Source organism: Marinobacter lutaoensis (assembly GCF_001981305.1).
In the GTDB taxonomy this organism is placed as follows: domain Bacteria; phylum Pseudomonadota; class Gammaproteobacteria; order Pseudomonadales; family Oleiphilaceae; genus Marinobacter; species Marinobacter lutaoensis.
Map to the genome: position 1 here is coordinate 165,505 of NZ_MSCW01000005.1, position 19,583 is coordinate 185,087.

The window sequence follows — 19,583 nt, forward strand, 5'->3', positions numbered from 1 at the left end:
TCTTAGAGTAGCAACATTACCGAATCGGCAGACAGGACCGCATCATTATGTCTCTTAGGGAATGGTTAATCGCCATAGGTACCCTGGTTATTCTTGGCATCGTTATTGATGGTGTGCGCCGCATGCGCCGGGCTCGTAAGGAGTCGATGGCGATCTCTTCCGGCATGGGCGCCGACAGGCTTGATGAATCCCCGCTGGAGGAGGACTACAACCCCGAGCTTCCGAACGGGGGGGCCCGGACCATTTCCAGGGAAGTGCTGGAACAGCGCGGCTATGTCCGCCCCGAACGGCCCACCGCCCGGGGCGGTACGCCCAAACCGACTCGGCCGGTGACCGAGGCCCGGGCATCCGCCCAGGCGCCCGATCATGCTGACGAAGCTCCGGCGGAAGACGGCTTCTCGTCCCGGGAACCGGGGGACGACCTACTGCCGGACGCGGGCTGGGGCGCCCGGGACGACGACGAGGCTCTGGCCGACGGTGTCATCGGCCAGGCCCGGGTGGTGCGTCCGGAGCCCGAGGCATCGGGCCTTGAAGAACCCGACGAGCTTCCCGAGCCCGAACCGGTACCGCCAACGGTCACCACTGAAGTCGAGGAAGACACCGCGCGCCGGCCGGTGGCCACCGAGCGTCGCCCGAACCAGCCCCTGGCCGGTGCCAATCGGCCCGAGGCGCGCGAGGTGATCGTGATCAACGTGCTGGCGCGCAAGGGTGAGCAGTTCCAGGGGGCGGCCCTGAAGAAGCTCTTTGAGGCCTGTGGCCTTGAGCACGGCGACATGGACATCTACCATCGCCACGAGGAGCCGGACACCACCAGCCCGGTACAGTTCAGCGTTGCCAATGCCGTCGAGCCCGGTACCTTCCGCCCGGAAGACATGCCCGCCCTGAGCACGCCCGGTATCAGCTTTTTCATGAGCCTGCCCGGTCCTTCCAACGCCATGCAGGCCTTCGATTTCATGTTGGAAACCGCGCAGTGCGTGGTACGGAACCTTGGGGGCGAGCTGAAGGATGAACGCCGCAGTGTGATGACGCCGCAGACGGTGGAGCACTGCCGCCAGCGCATCCGCGAATTCGAACGCAAGCAGCGGTCCCAGCGGGTTTGATCAAACACGCAGGTTCACCAGATGCCCGGCCCGCTCCGGGCATTTTTTTGTTATCGAGAGAGCAAAAATGAGCAAAGCCACGCCCGAGATCATCACGCGTGTTGAAGAGCTTCGGTCCCGGATCGAGGACTACAACTACCACTATTACGTGCTGGACGACCCCAGGATCCCGGATGCCGAATACGACCGACTGTTCCGGGAGCTGCAGACGCTGGAAGCCGAGTACCCGGAACTGGCGACCGAGGACTCACCCACCCGGCGGGTGGGCAGCCCCGTCGAAACCAGCTTTGACGAGGTGGTCCACCGTCTGCCCATGCTGTCCCTGGACAATGCCTTCAGCGAAGAAGAGCTGAGGGATTTCGACCGCCGCGTACGCGAGCGCCTGGATACGGACGACGATGTCGAATACGTCTGCGAGCCCAAGCTCGACGGGCTGGCGGTCAGCCTGCATTACGAGAAAGGGGTGCTGACGGTGGCGGCAACCCGGGGTGACGGCTACTCCGGAGAGGACATTACCGCCAATATCCGGACCATCCCCTCGGTGCCCCTGAAGCTCCGGGGCGACGACGTGCCGGAGCTGGTGGAAGTGCGGGGCGAGGTGTACATGCCCAAGGCCGGCTTCGAGGCGCTCAATCGCCGGCTGGCGGCGCAGGGGGAGAAGACCTTCGTCAACCCCCGTAACGCCGCGGCAGGCAGCCTGCGCCAGAAAAAGTCCTCAGTCACCGCCAAGCGACCTCTGGAAATGTGTGCGTACAGCGTTGCCGTGGAGGACGAAGGGATGTTGCCGGCCACCCAGTGGGATTGTCTGCAACAGGTCAAGCGCTGGGGCTTCCGGATCAATCCGGAAATGCGCCTGGCCCGGGGTGTCGAGGCCTGCCTGGAAGCCTACAACGAGCTGATGGCCAAACGTGACACCCTGCCGTACGAGATCGATGGCATCGTGTTCAAGGTCAATCGCCTGGACCTGCAGCAGCGCCTGGGGTTCGTGTCCCGGGCGCCGCGCTGGGCCATCGCCCACAAGTTCCCGGCCCAAGAAGAGCTGACCGTGGTGGAGGATGTCGAGTTCCAGGTTGGCCGGACTGGGGCCGTGACCCCTGTGGCGCGGCTGAAGCCGGTGTTCGTCGGTGGCGTGACCGTCAGCAACGCCACGCTGCACAACATGGACGAAATCCGCCGTCTCGACCTGCACATTGGCGACACCGTCTTCATCCGCCGCGCCGGCGATGTCATCCCCCAGGTGGTGAAGGTGGTACCCGAGAAACGCCCCGGGGATGCACGCCCCGTGGAACTGCCGAAACATTGCCCGGTGTGTGGCTCCGATGTCATCCAGATTGACGGCGAGGTGGTGGCCCGTTGCTCCGGTGGCCTCTACTGCCCGGCACAGCGCAAGGAGGCGATCCGTCACTATGCCTCGCGCAAGGCAATGGACATCGAGGGCCTGGGGGACAAGTGGATCGACATTCTGGTGGACCGGGGCATGGTGAAAACCGTGGCCGACCTTTACCACCTGACAGTGAAGGACCTGATGGCGCTGGAGCGGATGGGGGAGAAGTCTGCCACCAACCTGGTGGAGGCCATCGCCCGTTCCCGGCAGCCGGCCCTGTGGCGCTTCCTCTACGCCCTTGGTATCCGGGAAGTGGGTGAGGCCACCGCCAAGGCACTGGCCAGCCACTTTGGCAGTCTTGAGGCCATTGCCGAAGCCGATGAAGAGGCTTTGCAGCAGGTCCCGGATGTCGGGCCGGTGGTGGCCGGCCACGTGCGCAGCTTCTTCGAACAGCCCCACAACCGGGAAACCCTGGATGCGCTTCAGCGTGCCGGCGTACAGTGGCAGACCGAGACAGTCACCGCCGCCGAGCGGCCACTGGCCGGCCAGACTTGGGTGTTGACGGGGACCCTGTCCAGTCTGACCCGGGATCAGGCCAAGGAAAAGCTGGAAACCCTGGGCGCCAAGGTGGCGGGCAGCGTGTCCCGGAAAACCGCCTGCGTGGTGGCCGGAGAAGCCGCTGGGTCCAAACTGACCAAGGCGGAGCAGTTGGGGGTCCCGGTGCTGGATGAAGCCGGTCTGCTCGATTTACTGGCGCAGCACGGACTCTGGCCGGAGTAGGCCGGACCCGGCCCGTGGCAGCGGTCACGGGCCGCCAATCTGAGAACTCGTGCAGGTCCTTGGCCGCTCAAATTGGCTACCATGGCGATGTTCTGTAACGGTGTGTAACCCCCATGGCCGGGGCATACCGATAACAACAACGAACCTGACATGGACCCCCGCATGCGTGCCGATGGCCCTTCTCGCACCGCTCCGTCTGGCCGGATCGCCGGCCTTCTGGTACTGACCCTCGCCCTTGCCGGCTGCAAGACCGAAAAGGACCCGGATTCGCCCACGCTTCTTGGGGCTCCCCCGGGGACCGCTTACCTCGGAGTGGAGTACTACTACAACTGGGGTGCCTATGGCGGCGAAGACATCCTCGACTATTCGCTGAGCAACGCCCCGTCCTGGCTGGCGTTGGAGGATACCCACAACAAAGCACGGCAGGGTGTGATCATGCGCGGCGTGCCGGGGCTCACCGGTGGCAACCGGGGCGAAGCGGACCTCGGCAAAACCGAAGGCATCTATCTGGTGGGAACCGATGGCAAGATGGCGGGCGGCGAGCCGTTCGACATCGAGGTGCGCTATAACGCCCTGGCCTTGGCGGCGGACGACTTTACCGAGGGTGAAACCCCGGCGATACCGGAACCGACCCTGGAGCACTGCGCCATCCCCGACCTGTCGGTGCCGGGGCGACACCGCTTCACGGTACCGGAGTATGACGACAGCGGCGCGGTCACCGGCGAGCGGGAGGTCACCTTTGATACCCGTCAGGTACTGGCCGTCCTGACCCTGGATCAGCCCTCCGTGACCCGGGTGGAGGTGGCGTTCGAGCTGTCCTCGGACTACGACGCCAGCGTGTGCGAATCCGGCGCCCAGGTCACACCGCCGCATCAGCGCTGTGACCACAGCACCGCCAACGCCAGTGACGCCATGGTGGGCAGGGACATCGTCGGACTCGGAACGGATTCTCCGGCGCCGGTGGACCAGGACGGCCATCCCCTGGACTACCTGAGTTACCAAGCCGATGATCAGGGTTTCCTGACCCGGGGCATCGTCACCCTGGAACCCGGTGTTCAGGAGTGCTACATCCGCCTAGAAGTGGTGGACGACCGTTTTGCCGAATCCGCGGAATTCGCCAACCTGGAACTGACCGAGGTGCGGTCCGGAATGGCGGGTCTGGGGGAGACCAACGACGGCGTCCGGGTCAACCTGGTCCTGCGCGACAACGAACCGGTGGTAACCCTGAGCACCCTGCGCGGCAGCCAGCGAGATACCCTGAACGTGGGCGATGTCCGGGAATATCGGGCCGTCCTCAGTGGTGACCGGGACCACGAAGTCCGTGCCCGGCTGATCCATTCCGACGATTCCAGCGCCCGCCTGAACAGTCAGTTTGTGATCGAACGGTGGATGAACGACACCTGGGAGCAGAACCCGGAGCTGGTGTTCCCCGTGGGGCAGGACGAAGTGAATTTCCGGATCCGGGTGGACGAGGCCGGATACAGCAACCCCGACCTTACCGATCGCGTCATTCTGCTGGCTCTGGACGACGCCTACCAGGCCGGCCGTGAATATTATGTCCGTGCTGAAACCGACAATCTTCTGCGGGTCAGCCTTAATGAACTGACCGAGCCCTTGGCGCCGGCTCAGGGCGGCAGCTTCGTCGCCACTGATCTGGCGGTGGGGCACGGTGGCCGCCTGTTTGTCGCCGGTTACGATCCCGGGGCTGGGAACCAGGTCCGGGTACGGATATTCGACCAGAAGGGGAATCTGCTTCAGGACGCGGCGGTGACACCGGCGGGCACGACCCTGGCGCCGTCTTCACCGGTGATCCGAACGGGGCAGCGGAAGGTGACGGAAGGCAACGTGAAAGTGGATCGGTATGAATTCGTGGTGGCCTTCAGCAGCGCCGACGAAATTCCCGGAACCCAGGCTCGCGGTGGGCTGGATGCCCTGGTCTCCGTGTTTTGGTACGACAGCGCCAGCAACGGCGGCGAGTATGTGCCTTACTGGCTTGGGCGCACCGGCACTCCGGGCGATGACCGGGTGCGGGGTGCGGACATCCAGGGCAGCTCGGGCTACATCGTGCTCGGAGGCGAGACCGACGGTACCTGGCCTGGCCAAGCAGCGTCGGGGGGCATCGACAGTTTCCTGCAACGGATCGACTCGGTGGCCGATGGCGCCAGTGTCACTCCCCAGGTGGCCTGGACCCGTCAGCTGGGCTCGGCCGGTGACGATCGCGTGGTGGCGGCGACGGTGGCCGGCAGTTCGGCCCTGCTGGCCGGTTCGGCCCGGGGGGCGGTTGGCGGCGCGGATGTCATCGGCGGCGAGGACGCCTTCTTCTACTCCGCATCGGACGGCACCTCGGAGCTGACGGTCCGGCAGGTGGGTTCCGAGGCGGATGAGCCCCTGAGCGATGCCCTGTACGACAGTGCCGCCGTCTGGCTGCTGGGGAATGCACCCGGGGCCTATTCGACGGTCACCGACGACGAGGACACCCTGACCCTGGCCTACGCCCCCCTGGCGAGCGCCGCCGGTTTCATCCTTGGCTATTCGCTGACCGGCACCCTGGAGGCGGCGTTTACCGTCAACGACGAGGACGACGTTTCGGCCGAAACGTTCTCCAGCCTGATCGCCTTCGACGGGGATCTGGTAGCGGCAGGCCACAGTGAAGGGGACTTCTCGGGCACCGGGACGGCCCTGTCCGGCCAGCCACAGGCCATCCTGGCGCGGATTTCCCGGGCCGGGGCGGGGGATGAGGACGCGACGGTGCTTCACAACCCGTGGCGTTACCAGCTGCCAGAGGACGGGACGACCGTGCGCGCCCTGGGGAACTACCGTGACGATGAAATCGTGGCCCTGCTGACGGGGGACGGCGAGCCCCGGCTGATTCTGCTCAGCCCCGAAGGGGGGCTGCTGACACCGCTGCCCTGACGCGGCTAGACGCTGCCTTCCTGTTGCCCGGCGCTGGCGTACAGCCTCAGATAGTCGGTGCTGGTGACGATACCCTGGGGCTGGCCTCCTTCGTTGACCACCAGCGCAGCGTTGAGCTGGTGTGCCAGCATCAGCCGGGCCACTTGGTGCGCATCGGTTTCCGGTGATGCCGTCAGGAACGCCGGCAGCTCGATATGAACCAGTTGTTGCGCCATGGCTTCCGGGCCCTGCTGATGGAGCCAGGTCAGCAGCCAGCGCTGGTCAATCAATCCCGCCACCTGCTCCTCGGCCTTGACCAGCAAGTGATGCACCCCGCGCGCTTCCATGATCTCCAGGGCCTCCGACACGGTGCTGGCGGCGGTGACGCTGTGCAGAACCGGGGCGCAGATTCGCGACACCGGCAGGTAAGGGCGCTGCTCCCGCCGTTCACCGGCGGCCGCGGTCCCATACTCCTGTAGTGCCCGGTGGCGTCCCGAGCGTGCGGCCTGCTGGAACTCGGCATCGGTGGCTTCGCTTTCCCCCGGCGTGACCGGATGGGACTCCGCCAACTCGCTGACATCGCCCACGCGCCGGTTGCGGAACACCTCCGGCAAACGGGTACCGAGCGGGCGGCCAGGTTCCGTTACGAAAATCGACATCACACCCCTCCGGGATTGAACACGGCTATTGGCTATTTAACGGCCGATGTTCCCGTTTCTGCAATACCGGTGGTCCCCCCCTTGCGGCCGCCCGGAACATCCGCCCGGGATGCACGCGCCTGGCCAGGTGGTCGGGCAGGCAGTGGGGTTGGCCGGAGATGCGGTCGGCCAGGTATTCCGCCAGCAGCGGGCCGTAGGCGAGCCCCTTGCTGCCCAGCCCGGTCAGGACGTACACGCCATCCAGGTCGTGTCCGGCGGCATGCAACGGGCCGGCCACCGGCTGATAGTCGTGGGTGGTGCAGCGGAAGCCAACTCGTCCTTCCACCATTTCCGGAGCGGGGCAGCTCGGCGCCAGCAGCCCGGGTAGCATGGCATCAAGCTGGCCAAGGTTGTCGCGGTGACTGTCGGCGCTCGGATGGGGGTTGTTTTCGTGGAGGTCGAACGTGGCTCCGGTGACGGCGATGCCATCATGGCAAGGGTTTAGGTATTTCTGACCGCACACCACGGCCCGAGGCCGGTGCCGCAGCGCCGGCTCCGGCAAGTGGGTGACCTGCCCACGGATGGCCTTGAAACGGTGTTCGGCGGCCAGGGGAAGCAGGGCCGGCGACTGGTGTCCGGCGGTGATGACCAGGGTTCCGGCGACAAGACCGCCACCATCGCGACAGGCAAGGTGCCATTGGCCGTTGCAGGGCGTGAGGCGGGTGACTTCGGCACCCTGGCGCAGGGTGATACGCGGATGCTGGGCCAGTGCCTGGCACAAGGCCGAGGGGGTCAGCCAGCCACCGCCGGGGAACCACAGGCCGCCGGTGTCGACCGGGAGGCCGGCCAACCGGGACGCCTGCTCGGCATCCACTGGAACCAGCAGCTCCTCCGGGTACCGGTTGCGGTCGAGGAAGCGCTGCTGACGTGACTGCTCCTGGGGGCTCCAGGCCAGTTGCAGCAGACCGGTCGGGTGCCAGAACCGGCCCTGATAGGGGTGGTAGTAGCGCTGGCCAAAGGTGAGGGCGCCCAGAGCCAGCTCGGTCTGGTCGTTGAACTCCACGCCCAGTTTGACGTACAGCGCCCCCTGACGATTGCCGGATGCACCCTGCCCAGGCTGCGGCTGGGCGTCCAGCAGGGTCACCGGGAACCCCCGCTCGGCGAGGCTCCGGGCCAGCAGGGTGCCGGCGATGCCGGCACCGACGATCACGATGTCGCGATCCGTCGAGACGCTCGGCGGCTCCGGCCCGGTATTCAGCGTCCCCGCCAGCATCTCCCGCTTGCGGCCAAAGCCGGGCGTTTTGCGCATGGCAAAGCCCTGTGCCGCAAGGGCCCGGCGAACCCGACCGACGGCGGTGAAGGTGGCCAGAGTGGCCCCAGGCGCGCTGTGCCGGCGAACTTCCGACATCGCCTGCTCCAGCCACATCTCAGGGTTGAGGGCCGGTGCGAAACCGTCAAGGAACCAGGCGTTGGCCTGGAACGTCAGCGCTTGCCAGGCTTCGAGCACATCCCCGAAATGCAGCGTCAGGCGAACTCGCCCCTGGTCGAAGACCAGACGGTGGGTGCCCCGCACCAGGGGGGGATACTGCGCCAGCAGCTGCCGGGCCAGAGGCTCGAGTTCCGGCCACAGGGCCAGGGCACGCTGCAGGTCGTGACGGGTCAGGGGGTAGCGCTCGGCGGACACGAAATGCAGAACGCACGGATGCCCGGGCGCCCGCTCGCGCCAGGCCTGCCAGGTGGCCAGGAAGTTCAGGCCGGTGCCAAAACCGGTTTCCGCCACCACGAAGCGCCCACCCGCCGGAACCGAACGGAACCGTTCTGGCAGACGGTTATGGGCCAGGAACACATAGCGTGTTTCTTCCAGGCCGTTGTCCCGGCTGAAGTAGACATCCCCGAACCGGGACGACTCGGGGACGCCATCGCGCCAAGCCAGCTCGGCGCTCTCAATGGCCGGTGCCAGGGTGTCTGAAGTCATGATGGGTCGGCTTCCGGCAAAACCGTGACGCTTTCGATCACCACCGGTTCAACGGGGACGTCCGCCATGCCCCGGGTGTAACCGGTCCGGACCCGGGCTATGGCGTCGATCACGCCCATGCCCTCAATGACCTTGCCAAACACCGCGTAACCCGGCCCGCGCACGCCGGCGTTGAGGAAGTCGTTGTCAACGACGTTGATGAAAAACTGGGAGGTGGCGGAATTCGGGTCCCGGGTTCGGGCCATGGCGATGGTGCCGCGAAGGTTGGGCAGGGTCGCGGTGGCCTCGTTGACGATCGGAGCGTGGGTGGACTTGCGGGCGAGGGCCTCGTTGAAGCCGCCACCCTGAATCATGAATCCGGGAATCACCCGATGGAACACGGTGCCGTCATAGAAGCCTTCCTGCACGTACCGGAGGAAGTTGGCCACCGTCTTGGGTGCAACGTCGGGCCTCAGCTGTAACGTGAACGCGCCTTCGCTGGTGATCACACGAACCTTGGGCAGGTCAGAGTCCGCTGCCTGATCCTGGGACCAGGCCCCGGGCGCTCCGAGCACCAGCAGCAGGCCAAACAGGACTGGGGTCACAAATCGCAAGCGTTTTACCATGTTTGTCATTCCAAACGTTACCTTGTGTTCTGCGAAGGATCGGTCGCTGCAATAATGCACACGATCACGGGAGCTGGTGACAGATCTTATCAGATTGATACGGAAATACGGGCAAATCCCCCACGCGAAGGCTCCACGGATCGGCTACTCTCTAGTCACCAGGGGCATTAACCAACCACACCGGGCCGGGCTGTACGGTTTCACTGTGAAAGTAGGAGGTTTGTGGTGAGAATCCGTCAGGGGCTCGAAGAAAAATCCCGGTTGGGTCGTCTGCTTGTCAACCGGGGCTACCTCTCGGAAGCGCAGGTGGAGGAAGGGCTGCGACTGCAGCATGAAACCGGCCAGCGGCTCGGCGAGATATTCGTGCAGAACGGCTGGATTTCGGAACGGGAGCTGCACCGGGTCCTCAAGCACCAGTCCCGTTATCGCAATGCCGCGGCCCTGGTCACCCTGGTGACCCTGCCATTTCAGCCCCTGGTCACGCTCGCCGCGGGCAGCCAGGGAGCCAGTGCGTCCCAGCAGTCTCAGGTGGCCGGCGAGCTCTATGGCCGTGGTCTGTCACCCATCAGCGACGAGGAGCTGGGGCGGGTTGCCGGCCAGGCCGATCCGGCCCTGCTGGAACGGGCGCAGCGGCTGGCGGCAATGGCAGCGAATCCGTCGCAGGTGGACGGTGAGGGCGGCGTGCCGGTGGATGCGGTGGAAGGTATTAAGTTTGCAGCGAATGTGTTCGTGCCGGTTCTCAACTTTCTGGACTCTGACCTGAGCATTTCCGGGGTGCATTACCGGGAGGGGGAGCCGCGCTATGAAGTTCGGGCGGATGGTGCGGTGTCCATGGCCCTGCCGGAGCGGATCGAGGAAATACGGATGGACAATATCCGGGTGGCGGGGAGCGCCAGCGCGGCCCTGGGTAATGTCAGTCTCCAGGATATCCGTTTTCATCCGGACTCCAGGATGACGCTCTATACCCGATGAGATGCGACAACGCCCGGTCGAGCCGGGCGTTTTTCCAGAAGCGGTAAGGCGCAGGTCAGGCGCTGGCCAGGATGCTGCGGCTGGTCATTGACGTCTGTTCGCCCTTGGCGCCGTACAGTTTTTGCTGACCGGCACCGCCACGGAAAATATCGGTCAGCCTCGCCAAACGCTTCTGCAAATGGCTGAGTACACGCCCGTTCTCCTGGTTCGCCCGCTGGCACCGGCGCAACTGCGTGTCCGCCTGGTGCCAGAGCCGGTGCAGCTCGGTCAGGCCGGCGGCCTGAATAAACCGGGACGGAGCGCCGCGTTCGGGGCGGTAGCCCATGGCGACCAGAGCCTGGATCTTCAGCCGGGCCCGTTCCCGGAAGGCGTCCAGTAGGGTGTTTTTCTGTTGGGTTAGCGCCTGCAGTTCCCGGACATCGGATTGCCGCAGTCGCTCTTTTTCCTGACGGAGCAAAGCCTCCAGGGCTTCAAGCTGGCGAAGGTCTTCGGTCAGGTAGCGCTTCAATTCGTCGATCGCAGCCATGGTTCACTCACCCGAAAATGCTTTCATCCATCTCAAGCATTTTCTGGGCCAGTTTTTCCGCGTCGATTTTGTAGGTGCCATCGGCCAGCGCCTGGCGAATCTGTTCGATGCGTTCGTCGTCCATTTCGGGATAATCGCCAAGTCGCTGTTCGAGCTGCTTTAGGTTTTTGGCTTGGTTGCTCAGGCTGACATTTTCACCCCGGGCGGACTGGGCCTGGGTGCGAGCCTGGTCGGTTGTGGTCGGTGCTTTCGCCGGGCCACCCTCGGCTTTGTTGGCCGTCGGTTTCTGGCTGTTGACCTGGCCCGGGCCAATTCCATTGAAGTCAACTGACATATCGGTACCTGCTTGCTTGGGGCTCCGGATCTCCTGACTGGGGGAGCCGATGCGCTTTCACAGTGGTGTAACGGCGGTTGTGTCCAATTCTTTAGTCGCTTCAGGGACTTTTTTCATTACATGCCGGACAGGATTTGCCGCTTTCCGGCGACATGCAACGGCAATGGTTTGCCGCCGCATCCGGTGTTACATGGGCACCTCGACCCGGCCAGGACCGGTGACGGTAGCCTTGATGGTTCTGGCCGACCGTAGGTTTTCCACCAGTACCTGTTCGCCCACGGCGGCATCCGCCAGAGCCTTGCCCCGGGAGGTCACCGCGAAGGCACCGGCCCGGGCGCTGATAATAACATGGTCACCCCGGGAGACGGCATTCGGAGCTTCCAGCAGATCGGCCGTGATCGGTACGCCCGGATTGATGGGGCGCCGGACCACCATGCCTGCCACGTCACCGACCTCAGAGAGGATGTCCCGATGGCTGTCATTGAGTGCCATCGTCGTCGCGGTCACCAGGTCCGGGGTCAGGACCTCGCCCCGGGCGAGGGGCCGCCGGGCGACCAGGCCGGGGCCATGAATGGTCAGGCTGGGTGTCACGAACAGGCGCCACGGACGTTCGCCGGAGCAGGAAACCTGAAGTGAGGGGCGGCTGCTCTTCCAGGGATCGCCGGTAAAGACGACCGCCAGCGGCTGGGAGCAGGGGGCCAGGGCCAACCGGCTGTCCAGTGACCCGGGCTGAAAATGGACGTCGAAGCCGCGGGCGGCCTGCTGTTCGGCAAAGGATCGCAGGAAGGTCTCGCTGGCCTGCTGGATCTGCGCGGCGGTGGTCCGGGCGTCGGCCCCCAGGGCAAGGCCCGAAAAAAACAGGGCGAGGGTAAAAACAGTGATGCGCATGCCTGTGGGTTTGTCCTATGCTTTGGTTACTGATCCGAAAGCCGGTATCGTTGCTAAAACTGTGCGACCACCGGCCGTTAACCGGTGTATCGGGGCGGGTGCCAAACACTTGGCGCTCCGCCTGCCACTCAACAACCAAGAAGCAAAACGCATGCCGGTAGCCACGGCAGGTCGGGGGAGTCATCAATGGCAGGGGTAATGGACAGTGTGAACCAGCGGACCCAGCTGGTCGGCAAGAATCGCCTGGAGCTGCTCTTGTTTCGTCTCAGGGGGCGTCAGGTTTATGGGATCAACGTGTTCAAGGTCAAAGAGGTCCTGCAGTGCCCGAAGCTGTCTTCCATCCCCAAGAGCCGGAACGTCGTGCTTGGCGTTTCCCACATCCGTGGCGAGACCATTCCGATCATTGACCTGGGCATGGCGATCGGGTTGCCGCCGATCGCCCGGGAAGACCTGGCCAGCTGCTTCGTCATCATTACCGAGTACAACCGAAAGACTCAGGGGTTCCTGGTGTCCGCAGTGGACCGCATCATGAACATGAACTGGGAGGAGATTCTTCCGCCACCCAAGGGCACGGGGCGCGGGGTCTACCTTACCGCGGTTACCAAGGTTGATGATAAGCTTATTGAAATCATTGATGTAGAGAAGATTCTTTCAGAGGTTTCTCCGCTTCGTGAGGACGTCACCGAGGCGCTCCGGGAGAAGAGTGCGGAGCGTGTGCAGGGACACCTGCCGGTGCTGGTGGTGGACGACTCCTCGGTGGCGCGGCGTCAGATCGAGCGTTGCCTGACGGCGATCGGCATGGACGTGGTGCTTAAGAACGATGGCCGCCAGGCACTGGACTACCTGGAGGAGATCACCGCCGACGGCTCCAAGGTGAGCGACCATCTCGCCCTGATCATCTCGGATGTCGAGATGCCGGAGATGGACGGCTACACCCTGGTCACCCGGGTGAAAGAGAACCCGGCGATGCGCGACAGCTACGTGATGCTGCACACGTCCCTGAGCGGCGTGTTCAACCAGGCGATGGTCAAGAAGGTTGGCGCCGATGATTTCATGGCGAAGTTCAACCCGGACGAGCTGGCCGAGCGGGTCATGGAAATCATCGACCAGGCCTGACGCGGGCCTCTTAAAGATCCACTCAAAACAGAGACCCAATGAAAGCGGACATAACGCCACAGGAATACGACGCCTTCAAATCGTTCCTGCAGGAGGCCTGCGGAATTCTGCTTGGAGACAACAAGCAGTACCTCGTCAAAAGCCGCCTGCGGCGCATTCTGGACGAAAACAATCTGGAATCCCTGGGTGCGTTGCTGGAGCGGCTGCGCAGACCGGGCCGGGCGAACCTGCGGGAAACGGTCATCGATGCCATGACCACCAACGAGACGCTCTGGTTTCGGGACAATCACCCGTTCCGGATCCTTCAAGAAAAGCTCCTGCCTGAGTTCGCCGAACGCAAGCCGGCCCAGCCGTTGCGAATCTGGTCGGCAGCCTGCTCCACCGGCCAGGAGCCCTATTCGGTGGCGATGGTGGTGGAGGAGTTCCGGCGAGCCCGCCCGGGCAAGCTCCGGGATGTGAAGATCGTTGCCACCGATATTTCCCGGAGCGTGCTCGATGTCGCCCGTCAGGGGGAATACGAAATGCTGGCCATTGGCCGAGGGTTGTCACCGGAACGGCAGCGTCAGTTCTTCACGCCGTCCGAAAACGGGGGCTGGAAGATCAAGCCCCAGATTCGCAGCATGGTGGAATTCAAGGAGCTCAACCTCCTCGATCGCTACCTGCTGGGCAAATTCGACATCATTCTTTGCCGCAACGTGCTGATCTATTTCTCGGTGGATCTCAAGAAGGACATCCTGACCCGGATGCATGCCGCCCTGAATCCCGGCGGCTACCTCATTCTTGGCGCTTCCGAGTCCCTCAATGGCCTGCCGGACCTTTACGAGATGGTCCAGTGCCGCCCCGGTATCATCTACAGGAAGAAATAGCCGCTGCCTGCCGGTGTCCGGGCCGCCGGCCACGGCCGGACGCGCGCCCGTGCGCCGCAACCCATGAACCCGAACAGGAGAGCTTGATGCAAATCGACCTCGACAGCCTGCCGCCCCTGGAGGCCTATCACGTTCTGACCCAGACCATCATCCCGCGGCCGGTTGCCTGGGTGTTGAGCCAGAACCCGGCGGGGGACTACAACCTGGCACCGTTTTCCTTCTTTACCCCCATCACCAGCAATCCGCCGCTGCTGATGCTGTCGATTGGCAAAAAGCCCACGGACGGAGCCCCGAAGGACACCCGGGTCAATATCGAACAGAGACAGTGGTTTGTTGTTCATATCGCGCACCGGGAGCTGGCGGTGCCCATGACGGAGACTGCGCGCACACTGCCCCTCGGTGAGTCGGAACTGGCCCGCGTGGATCTGGAACTGGTGCCGTTCGACGGCTTTCCGCTGCCACGCCTGAAGGACTGCCGCGTGGCCCTGGCCTGTGAGCTGTACGACATTCAGGAAATTGGCGCGGTGCCCCAGTCCCTGGTGTTCGGCCGGATTCGTCAAGTGTTTGTCGCCGATCCGGCGGTCACCGAGGATGACAAAGGTCGCGTCCGGTTTGACGCTGCCCGCCTGGATCCTCTGTCGCGTCTGGGCGGCAGTGAATACGCGACCTTCGGTGGCGTGATCAAAGTACCCCGGCCCGCCTGAAACCGGCGGCTGGACAGGACAGGGCGAACCCCATGGATCAACTCAACCTCAGGCACCTCTATTATTTCTGGGTGATCAGCCGGGAGGGCTCGATCGCCCGCGCCAGCGAAGTGTTGCAACTGGCACCGCAGACCCTGAGCGGCCAGCTGGCGACATTCGAGGCGTCCGTGGGAGGGCGGCTGTTCCTGCGGGAACGGCGCAAGCTGGTACTGACGGACCTGGGGCGTCTGGTGCTGGGGTACGCCGATGATATCTTCGCCCTGACCGGCGAGCTCTCCGATACCCTCCGGCTGGCGCCTTCGGACCGCCCGCTGCGCCTGTCGGCGGGGATTTCCGCGTCCATTCACAAGCTCATTGCCTACTACCTGATCCAGCCGGCGATGGCGCTGGGGCGCCAGATCCAGCTGGATTGCCGGACCGGGCGGACCGAGGACCTGGCCTTGAGCCTCAAGCGCAAGGAGCTGGATGTGGTGCTCACCGACCGTATGCCGGACCTGGACAAGCACGGTCCGTTGACGGTGCACCCCCTGGTGGGCTCCAGCATCAGCCTGTTCGCCGCTCCCCCCCTGGCGCGTCGATTACGGGGCGGCTTCCCGGACTCCCTCAATCGCCAGCCGCTGCTGGCAAACGCCACCGATGTGCCTTACTTTGAACGGCTCATGAACTGGCTGTCGCTCAAGGGGGTCCGGATGCATCTGGTGGCGAGGGTCGATGACAGCGCCCTGATCAAGGTGTTCGGCCGCCAGGGGCTGGGGGTGTTCGCCGCTCCCACGGTGATCCGGGACGAGGTGTGCCGGCAGTACGAGGTGGAGCAGATCGCCAGCATCGATGAGGTGCAGGACGAACTCTTCGCCGTGACCCGCTCCGGCAAACTCGCTCATGAAGGGGTTCGGGCCATTTGCGAAACCCCGGTTGATTTCTCCTGTCTGGCGTTACCTATCGAATAATTCGATCTTTTCTGATTAGAAAAGCTTATTTTATCGATCCTAGGTTGCTGGGAAGATGAACAGGTATCAGGCAGCAACTCGGAGGAGCGCAGCCATGAAAACAATTCACAAGTTTCGTCTCAATACCGGCAAGGAACCGACCACTCTGGTGCTGAGTGAGGGCTACCGTGTGGTGCGTTGCGAATACATTGTTTCCCAGAAAGCCGTATTCGTGTGGGTGGAACAGCCGCTGAGCGTGGGCACCCCCACGGTCGAGCGCAAGTTCCGGGTGGCTCTGTCCGGCGAACCGGTACCGGATACCTACGAATACCTGGATACCGCCCTGGACCCGTTCGGCCCCGAAGCCTACCACGTGTTCGCGGTGCCGCCCGCCGAGGGTCACGGTGCTGCCAGCAACGAGGCGTTTGGCAACGACCGCTGGCGTTCAAGCGCGAACTCATGAATCCACGAGGCCCCTTCACGGGGCCTCGTGCGTTATTTGATCAGGGCCTGCACCTCCCGGAACCTTGGGTGGTTGCAGTGCCGCATCCATTCAAAGGCAACCATTTCCAGGGTCACCACCGTGGCGCCACTCCGGGCCAGGCGGTTCAGGGCCACGTCCCGGTCAAGCGGTTGACGCGAGCCGCAGGCATCCGCCACCACCCACACCTTGTAGCCAGCATCCAGTAAGCTGAGGGCGGTTTGCAGCATGCAGACATGCGCCTCGCACCCCCCGATGACAATGTGCTGCCTGCCTTCCGGTAACCGTTCGATCAGGCCGTCCGGGCAGGCGTCGAAGTACGTCTTGTCCAGGGTGATGTCGCAGCCGTCTCGCACGGCGGCCCGGTTTCGTCCCAGTTTCTGGGGAATCTGTTCCGTGGCCAGGACAGGGACCGACAGCAGGCGCGCGATGGTCGCCAGGGTTGCGCATCGGTCAACAACCGTTTCTCCCCGGTGGATCGCCGGCATCAGTTTCTCCTGAAGGTCGATCAGCACCAGGACCGATTGCTCCGCTTTCATCAACATTGTTATTCTCCATCGTCGTCAACAGTCGAACGAAGTGCTGGGAGGACGCGCATGGCTCGCTGGCTCATCATTGCCGGTGTCGTTCTGGTTGTGCTCGGGCTGATCCTGCAGTTTGCCCCGGGCCTGTTCGGTTGGTTCGGCAAGCTGCCCGGGGACATCGACATCCGTTCGGAGAACAGCCGGGTGCTGATCCCGATCACGTCCATGGTTCTGATCAGCCTTGTGTTAACGATAGTCCTGAATTTGATCAACCGGTAACCGGAATTGCCCGGCGTCAGAATTTTTTCCCATTCCGATGCAAATGGGTGTTGCCAACCGCCTGAAAAACCATTAAAGTTTTCGCCCTCGAATGAGCGACGAGGTCGCTGATTTGAAACAGTTTCTTGGAGAGGTGTCCGAGTGGCTGAAGGAGCACGCCTGGAAAGTGTGTATACGTTAATAGCGTATCGAGGGTTCGAATCCCTCCCTCTCCGCCAATACAAAACCCCAGCATCTGCTGGGGTTTTTTTATTGGTGGGAAAGCCATCCGCTTCGTCGGTGGCCGTCGGCACGCCCCCGGATACCGAGAAACGTGCGCGCATTGCCAAGATGCTTTTTATCTAGTCCACCCGTTCGACAGCACCTCCGCTTGTTTCAATACCAGCTCGACAGCCTCTGGCGCTTGATCGGGCGGATACTTGTAGCGTTGCAGGGTGCGCCGCACCAGGATGCGCAGCCGGGCGCGCACGCTTTCACGCACCTGCCAGTCCACGGTGGTCGACTTGCGCAGCTTGTCGGTGATTTCGACGGCGATCTTTTTCAGGATGGCGTCGCCTGTAATCCCCCCAAAAAACACCGACTCAGTCGTACCGAATGGAAAATCCGGAAAAGGTTCCCGTGGCCGGGCTTTCGTCCACTTGGATGGCGGTGACTTCCGCTTCCTTGGGGCCTTCAAGGCACCAGTCGTAAAGCAGTTTGAGGTCGTCGACCGGGCCTTCTGCCACCACCTCGACGCAGCCGTCCGGAAGGTTCCGGGCGTAGCCGCGCAGGCCCAGCCGCCGGGCCTCTTTTTCTGTCGACGCCCGGTAGTAGACGCCTTGCACCTTGCCAGAGATCCGCAGTGTCCAACGTATGTCCGCCATCGTGTCCTTCACTTTTTTCAACATGGTACCCTGAACGAATCTAACGCCCTGGCGGCGGAGAATTCAAGGAGGGGGCATGGCGTTCACCAAGCGCAACACCAGCGGCTACGACGATGCGCTGATCTGCGAGGCGCAGGGTCTGGATGCGCTTCGCCAGGCGCTGGAACAGGCCGATGTGCGGGAGGTTCGGGTGCCCAGGGTGTTTCGGGTCAGCGCCGATGCCCTGGTCATGACGCGAATCGAGAGCTTTCCGCCCACCCCAACGACCCTGGCGATGCTGGGCGCCGGGCTCGCCAGGATGCATCGGCTCCGTCAGGCGGCCTACGGATGGCCAGTGGGCAACTACATCGGGCTGTCGCCACAACCCAACCGCGAGACCGAGAACTGGGGCGAGTTTTTTGTGCGTGATCGCCTGGGGTTCCAGGTGGGACGGGTGGCGGATGGTGCGGTCCGCGGCCGTTTCGCCGAGGTGCTCGAGCGCCAGGGCGAGCGGCTGGCCGACTGGCTGAATCGGCATTGCGCGCACCCGAGCCTGTTGCACGGCGATCTATGGTCCGGCAACGCGCTGTTTGGGCAGGACCACGCATGGCTGATCGACCCGGCTGTCTACTGCGGTGACCGGGAGGCGGATTTGGCAATGACGGAAATGTTCGGTGGCTTCGGCCAGGCGTTCTATCAGGCCTATGACCGCGTGTACCCGCGGACGGAGGCGTACCCGGCCAAGCGGGACCTCTATAACCTCTACCATTACCTCAATCACTACAACCTGTTCGGCCGCAGCTACCGGCCCGGTTGCGAGCGGGGATTCCGGCGCATCCTCGAACTGGTGGGTTAGATCAGCCCTGCGCTGCGCAGGATGAATACCCCCAGGGTCACGGTGACACTGGCCATTAGGGTGGTCAGGGCGATGATGTTGGCGGCCAGGCGGTCGTTGCCGCCCAGTGCCTTGACCATCACGAAACTGGCGGCGGCGGTGGGGCTGGCGAAAAACAGAAACATGAGCCCAAGTTCCGGGCCCCGGAAGCCCCCGAGCCAGGCGATGGCCGTCGCGGCCGCGGGCAGGATGACCATTTTCATGAGGCTGGAGCTGACCGCCGCGCGGCTGTCGCCCCGAATGGACTCCAGGGACACGGTCGCGCCGATGCACAGTAGCGCCAGGGGGAGAGTCAGGGAGGCGAAATACTCGCCGCTGGTCATGATCCATCCGGGCAGCCTCAGATCCAGCCAGGCGACGGGAATCGCCAGCCATACGGCCACGATCAGCGGATTTCTCAGAATGTCGCGGCCGATCGTGCGCCAGCTGGTGGATTGCCCCGGCTGATAGGCGACCAGGATCGCCACCGAGAGCGCATTGTAGGAGATGATGACCAAGCCCAGGAGAATGCCGCCGGCGGACAGGCCGAAGTCGCCGTAGAGGTTGGCGGCCAGTGCCAGGCCCACGATGCCGCAATTGCCGCGGAAAGCGCCTTGCACGTAAACCCCCCGGTCCACCTTGGGAACCCGCCAGATGGCCCACAGCCAGGCGGCACCGAACGACGCCAGGGTGGCGAGCAGGTAAAAGGCCAGCAGCCGGAGGTTCAGGGCGGTGTCCAGATCGGCCCGGATGATGCTGAGAAACACCAGGGTGGGCAGGGTGGCGCGGAACACCAGGCTGGAGGCGGTGTTGATGAACGGCGTATCGATCCAGCCAAGCCGTTTCAGTCCCAGGCCAATGAAGACCATGGCAAAAACCGGCAGGGTGGTTTCCAGGGTTTGCAGAAAAATGGCGGTCAGAGACATCCGGGTGCCGT

20 protein-coding genes, 1 tRNA gene and 1 pseudogene are annotated in these 19,583 nt (G+C 63.7%); 12 read left to right on the forward strand and 10 right to left on the reverse strand.

Translation table 11 applies throughout. The features are described from left to right. The first annotated feature begins 47 nt into the window (after window positions 1-47). The 3 genes from zipA to BTO32_RS06995 all read left to right on the forward strand — a co-directional run bounded on the left by zipA (window position 48) and on the right by BTO32_RS06995 (window position 6,117). Window positions 48-1,100: a cell division protein ZipA gene (gene zipA / locus BTO32_RS06985; RefSeq protein WP_076723911.1), complete on the forward strand. Its 1,053-nt coding sequence runs from the start codon at window positions 48-50 to the stop codon at window positions 1,098-1,100. 67 nt (window positions 1,101-1,167) lie between these two features. Continuing rightward, window positions 1,168-3,204 carry an NAD-dependent DNA ligase LigA gene (gene ligA / locus BTO32_RS06990; RefSeq protein WP_076723912.1) on the forward strand — a complete coding sequence of 679 codons (2,037 nt, stop codon included), beginning with the start codon at window positions 1,168-1,170 and terminating at the stop codon, window positions 3,202-3,204. Window positions 3,205-3,354: 150 nt separating this feature from the next. Beyond that, complete coding sequence (locus BTO32_RS06995; protein ID WP_245820293.1) at window positions 3,355-6,117, forward strand: hypothetical protein; 2,763 nt, start codon at window positions 3,355-3,357, stop codon at window positions 6,115-6,117. A gap of 5 nt (window positions 6,118-6,122) precedes the next feature. Here BTO32_RS06995 and BTO32_RS07000 read toward each other — a convergent pair whose 3' ends face one another. From BTO32_RS07000 to BTO32_RS07010, 3 genes are read right to left on the reverse strand one after another with little or no spacing between them, the layout of a single operon-like run. Continuing rightward, window positions 6,123-6,755 carry a CBS domain-containing protein gene (locus tag BTO32_RS07000; RefSeq protein ID WP_076723914.1) on the reverse strand — a complete coding sequence of 211 codons (633 nt, stop codon included), beginning with the start codon at window positions 6,753-6,755 and terminating at the stop codon, window positions 6,123-6,125. Between the two features lie 25 nt (window positions 6,756-6,780). After that, on the reverse strand, window positions 6,781-8,709 hold the full coding sequence (mnmC, locus tag BTO32_RS07005; protein WP_076723915.1) for a bifunctional tRNA (5-methylaminomethyl-2-thiouridine)(34)-methyltransferase MnmC2/FAD-dependent 5-carboxymethylaminomethyl-2-thiouridine(34) oxidoreductase MnmC1: 1,929 nt from the start codon (window positions 8,707-8,709) through the stop codon (window positions 6,781-6,783). Then, complete coding sequence (locus BTO32_RS07010; protein WP_076723916.1) at window positions 8,706-9,323, reverse strand: peptidylprolyl isomerase; 618 nt, start codon at window positions 9,321-9,323, stop codon at window positions 8,706-8,708. The genes mnmC and BTO32_RS07010 overlap by 4 nt, the downstream gene beginning before the upstream one ends. Before the next feature lie 216 nt (window positions 9,324-9,539). On the opposite strand from BTO32_RS07010, the gene BTO32_RS07015 reads away from it, so the two are divergent. Then, window positions 9,540-10,286 (forward strand): cyclic di-GMP-binding domain-containing protein, MshE-related, encoded by a 747-nt coding sequence (locus BTO32_RS07015; protein ID WP_076723917.1) that lies wholly within the window; start codon window positions 9,540-9,542, stop codon window positions 10,284-10,286. 55 nt (window positions 10,287-10,341) lie between these two features. On the opposite strand, the gene BTO32_RS07020 is transcribed toward BTO32_RS07015, so the two are convergent. From BTO32_RS07020 to flgA, 3 genes are all read right to left on the reverse strand, one after another. Beyond that, window positions 10,342-10,812: a flagella synthesis protein FlgN gene (locus BTO32_RS07020; RefSeq protein WP_076723918.1), complete on the reverse strand. Its 471-nt coding sequence runs from the start codon at window positions 10,810-10,812 to the stop codon at window positions 10,342-10,344. A 7-nt stretch (window positions 10,813-10,819) separates the two neighbouring features. Continuing rightward, window positions 10,820-11,146, reverse strand: a complete 327-nt coding sequence (gene flgM, locus BTO32_RS07025; protein WP_076723919.1) for a flagellar biosynthesis anti-sigma factor FlgM — start codon at window positions 11,144-11,146, stop codon at window positions 10,820-10,822. A 186-nt stretch (window positions 11,147-11,332) separates the two neighbouring features. Next, window positions 11,333-12,034: a flagellar basal body P-ring formation chaperone FlgA gene (gene flgA, locus BTO32_RS07030; protein ID WP_076723920.1), complete on the reverse strand. Its 702-nt coding sequence runs from the start codon at window positions 12,032-12,034 to the stop codon at window positions 11,333-11,335. 186 nt (window positions 12,035-12,220) lie between these two features. Here flgA and BTO32_RS07035 point away from each other — a divergent pair, with 186 nt between their 5' ends. The 5 genes from BTO32_RS07035 to BTO32_RS07055 all read left to right on the forward strand — a co-directional run bounded on the left by BTO32_RS07035 (window position 12,221) and on the right by BTO32_RS07055 (window position 16,109). Next, window positions 12,221-13,150 (forward strand): chemotaxis protein CheV, encoded by a 930-nt coding sequence (locus BTO32_RS07035; protein WP_076723921.1) that lies wholly within the window; start codon window positions 12,221-12,223, stop codon window positions 13,148-13,150. 38 nt (window positions 13,151-13,188) lie between these two features. Continuing rightward, the gene (locus tag BTO32_RS07040; RefSeq protein ID WP_076723922.1) at window positions 13,189-14,016 is read left to right on the forward strand and encodes a CheR family methyltransferase; all 828 of its coding nucleotides are present in this window, start codon (window positions 13,189-13,191) and stop codon (window positions 14,014-14,016) included. A gap of 86 nt (window positions 14,017-14,102) precedes the next feature. Further along, window positions 14,103-14,720, forward strand: a complete 618-nt coding sequence (locus BTO32_RS07045) for a flavin reductase family protein (RefSeq protein WP_076723923.1) — start codon at window positions 14,103-14,105, stop codon at window positions 14,718-14,720. 32 nt (window positions 14,721-14,752) lie between these two features. After that, window positions 14,753-15,667, forward strand: coding sequence for a LysR family transcriptional regulator (locus BTO32_RS07050; RefSeq protein ID WP_076723924.1), 915 nt, complete (start codon window positions 14,753-14,755; stop codon window positions 15,665-15,667). 94 nt (window positions 15,668-15,761) lie between these two features. After that, window positions 15,762-16,109 carry a DUF7352 domain-containing protein gene (locus BTO32_RS07055; RefSeq protein ID WP_076723925.1) on the forward strand — a complete coding sequence of 116 codons (348 nt, stop codon included), beginning with the start codon at window positions 15,762-15,764 and terminating at the stop codon, window positions 16,107-16,109. 32 nt (window positions 16,110-16,141) lie between these two features. On the opposite strand, the gene BTO32_RS07060 is transcribed toward BTO32_RS07055, so the two are convergent. Continuing rightward, entirely contained in the window at window positions 16,142-16,672 is a 531-nt protein-coding gene (locus BTO32_RS07060) for an isochorismatase family protein (RefSeq protein WP_076723926.1), read from the reverse strand. Between the two features lie 51 nt (window positions 16,673-16,723). Here BTO32_RS07060 and BTO32_RS07065 point away from each other — a divergent pair, with 51 nt between their 5' ends. After that, on the forward strand, window positions 16,724-16,930 hold the full coding sequence (locus BTO32_RS07065) for a DUF2905 domain-containing protein (RefSeq protein WP_076723927.1): 207 nt from the start codon (window positions 16,724-16,726) through the stop codon (window positions 16,928-16,930). 127 nt (window positions 16,931-17,057) lie between these two features. Next, a tRNA-Ser gene (locus BTO32_RS07070) sits at window positions 17,058-17,148 on the forward strand. Between the two features lie 119 nt (window positions 17,149-17,267). Here the strand turns inward: BTO32_RS07070 and BTO32_RS07075 are convergent. After that, window positions 17,268-17,486 (reverse strand): annotated as a pseudogene (locus BTO32_RS07075) (type I restriction enzyme endonuclease domain-containing protein); the annotation flags it as partial. Between the two features lie 25 nt (window positions 17,487-17,511). Further along, window positions 17,512-17,793: an acylphosphatase gene (locus BTO32_RS07080; RefSeq protein ID WP_076723928.1), complete on the reverse strand. Its 282-nt coding sequence runs from the start codon at window positions 17,791-17,793 to the stop codon at window positions 17,512-17,514. 76 nt (window positions 17,794-17,869) lie between these two features. Here BTO32_RS07080 and BTO32_RS07085 point away from each other — a divergent pair, with 76 nt between their 5' ends. Continuing rightward, on the forward strand, window positions 17,870-18,628 hold the full coding sequence (locus tag BTO32_RS07085; protein ID WP_076723929.1) for a fructosamine kinase family protein: 759 nt from the start codon (window positions 17,870-17,872) through the stop codon (window positions 18,626-18,628). On the opposite strand, the gene BTO32_RS07090 is transcribed toward BTO32_RS07085, so the two are convergent. Further along, window positions 18,625-19,572 (reverse strand): AEC family transporter, encoded by a 948-nt coding sequence (locus BTO32_RS07090; protein ID WP_076723930.1) that lies wholly within the window; start codon window positions 19,570-19,572, stop codon window positions 18,625-18,627. The two genes, BTO32_RS07085 and BTO32_RS07090, sit on opposite strands and share 4 nt — an antisense overlap. Window positions 19,573-19,583: the final 11 nt, after the last annotated feature.

What these genes read in the sequence shown, in the direction of transcription:
- BTO32_RS07050 (WP_076723924.1), top strand. Translation starts at nt 14,753, where the DNA reads ATGGATCAACTCAACCTCAGGCACCTCTATTATTTCTGGGTGATCAGC.
- BTO32_RS07060 (WP_076723926.1), bottom strand. Translation starts at nt 16,672, where the DNA reads ATGTTGATGAAAGCGGAGCAATCGGTCCTGGTGCTGATCGACCTTCAG.
- ligA (WP_076723912.1), top strand. Translation starts at nt 1,168, where the DNA reads ATGAGCAAAGCCACGCCCGAGATCATCACGCGTGTTGAAGAGCTTCGG.
- BTO32_RS07080 (WP_076723928.1), bottom strand. Translation starts at nt 17,793, where the DNA reads ATGGCGGACATACGTTGGACACTGCGGATCTCTGGCAAGGTGCAAGGC.
- BTO32_RS07090 (WP_076723930.1), bottom strand. Translation starts at nt 19,572, where the DNA reads ATGTCTCTGACCGCCATTTTTCTGCAAACCCTGGAAACCACCCTGCCG.
- BTO32_RS07040 (WP_076723922.1), top strand. Translation starts at nt 13,189, where the DNA reads ATGAAAGCGGACATAACGCCACAGGAATACGACGCCTTCAAATCGTTC.
- BTO32_RS06995 (WP_245820293.1), top strand. Translation starts at nt 3,355, where the DNA reads ATGGACCCCCGCATGCGTGCCGATGGCCCTTCTCGCACCGCTCCGTCT.
- BTO32_RS07055 (WP_076723925.1), top strand. Translation starts at nt 15,762, where the DNA reads ATGAAAACAATTCACAAGTTTCGTCTCAATACCGGCAAGGAACCGACC.
- BTO32_RS07045 (WP_076723923.1), top strand. Translation starts at nt 14,103, where the DNA reads ATGCAAATCGACCTCGACAGCCTGCCGCCCCTGGAGGCCTATCACGTT.
- BTO32_RS07010 (WP_076723916.1), bottom strand. Translation starts at nt 9,323, where the DNA reads ATGACAAACATGGTAAAACGCTTGCGATTTGTGACCCCAGTCCTGTTT.
- BTO32_RS07085 (WP_076723929.1), top strand. Translation starts at nt 17,870, where the DNA reads ATGGCGTTCACCAAGCGCAACACCAGCGGCTACGACGATGCGCTGATC.
- zipA (WP_076723911.1), top strand. Translation starts at nt 48, where the DNA reads ATGTCTCTTAGGGAATGGTTAATCGCCATAGGTACCCTGGTTATTCTT.
- flgM (WP_076723919.1), bottom strand. Translation starts at nt 11,146, where the DNA reads ATGTCAGTTGACTTCAATGGAATTGGCCCGGGCCAGGTCAACAGCCAG.
- BTO32_RS07020 (WP_076723918.1), bottom strand. Translation starts at nt 10,812, where the DNA reads ATGGCTGCGATCGACGAATTGAAGCGCTACCTGACCGAAGACCTTCGC.
- BTO32_RS07035 (WP_076723921.1), top strand. Translation starts at nt 12,221, where the DNA reads ATGGCAGGGGTAATGGACAGTGTGAACCAGCGGACCCAGCTGGTCGGC.
- flgA (WP_076723920.1), bottom strand. Translation starts at nt 12,034, where the DNA reads ATGCGCATCACTGTTTTTACCCTCGCCCTGTTTTTTTCGGGCCTTGCC.
- BTO32_RS07000 (WP_076723914.1), bottom strand. Translation starts at nt 6,755, where the DNA reads ATGTCGATTTTCGTAACGGAACCTGGCCGCCCGCTCGGTACCCGTTTG.
- mnmC (WP_076723915.1), bottom strand. Translation starts at nt 8,709, where the DNA reads ATGACTTCAGACACCCTGGCACCGGCCATTGAGAGCGCCGAGCTGGCT.
- BTO32_RS07065 (WP_076723927.1), top strand. Translation starts at nt 16,724, where the DNA reads ATGGCTCGCTGGCTCATCATTGCCGGTGTCGTTCTGGTTGTGCTCGGG.